Consider the following 1,088-nt stretch of genomic DNA (forward strand, 5'->3'; position numbering starts at 1 on the left):
GTGTTCGCCGAGATGTCCAGCATCAACCCGGTGATCGTCTTGCCCCAGGCCCTGCAAACCCGGGCAGACACCATCGCCCGCGACCTGGTCGCCTCGGTGGTGCAGGGGTGCGGCCAGTTCTGCACGAACCCGGGCCTGGTGATCGGGATTGCCTCCCCAGCGTTCACAGGCTTCACCCAACAGGTCGCCCAACTGATCGGCGGCCAGCCCGCGCAAACCATGCTCAATGCCGGCACCTTGAACAGCTACGGCAAAGGCCTGCACACGCTGCTGGCCCATCCTCGCATCGAGCACCTGGCGGGCCAGACGCAAACCGGCAATCAGGCGCAGCCACAGCTATTCAAAGCGGACGCCAGCCTGCTGATCAACGGCGATGAAGTGTTGCAGGAGGAAGTGTTCGGCCCCACCACGGTGTTCGTGGAAGTCGCCGACCAGGCCCAACTCGCTGCGGCGTTGCACGGCCTGCACGGCCAATTGACCGCGACGATCATCGGCGAGCCGGCGGATTTCACCCAGTTCGGCGAGTTGACGCCGCTGCTGGAGCAAAAGGTTGGCCGCATCCTGCTCAACGGCTACCCCACGGGCGTCGAGGTGTGTGACGCGATGGTCCATGGCGGGCCGTATCCGGCGACTTCGGATGCCCGTGGCACTTCCGTGGGCACCCTGGCGATCGAGCGTTTCCTGCGACCTGTGTGCTTTCAGAATTACCCTGATAGCCTGCTCCCCGACGCGCTGAAGAATGCCAACCCGTTGCGCATTCAGCGTCTGGTAGATGGGCAGCCGTCGCGCGACGCGCTGTAACCGGTACCACCTGAAAACAACAAGAAAGCAGGAGGTTTCATGTCGTGGACCGCAGTCACACCGCACCGGGCTCGGCTGGGCGAAGGGCCGTTCTGGGATGTACCGGGCCAGGCCTTGTATTGGGTGGACATCATCGGCCAGCAGGCCTTGCGCCTGCAGGGCGGGCAATTGCACACCTGGCAATTGCCTGAGCCGGTCTCGGCGTTTATCCCGTGCGCCAGCGGCGATGCACTGGTGACCCTGAGCAGCGGCGTGTATCGCCTCGACCTCGATTCGACGCCGAGCGA

The 1,088-nt window shown here is 64.3% G+C and carries 2 protein-coding genes; both read left to right on the top strand.

Going from position 1 to position 1,088, the window contains the following annotated elements; translation table 11 throughout:
• A partial coding sequence (locus HX846_RS36530) for an aldehyde dehydrogenase family protein (protein ID WP_178967379.1) occupies nt 1–801 on the top strand: 801 nt, incomplete at its 5' end.
• 39 nt (nt 802–840) lie between these two features.
• Nucleotides 841–1,088, top strand: a 248-nt coding sequence (locus HX846_RS36535) for an SMP-30/gluconolactonase/LRE family protein (protein ID WP_178967380.1), incomplete at its 3' end; no start/stop codon positions are given.

It is taken from the genome of Pseudomonas sp. K5002, from assembly GCF_013386655.1.
Classification (GTDB): Bacteria; Pseudomonadota; Gammaproteobacteria; order Pseudomonadales; family Pseudomonadaceae; genus Aquipseudomonas.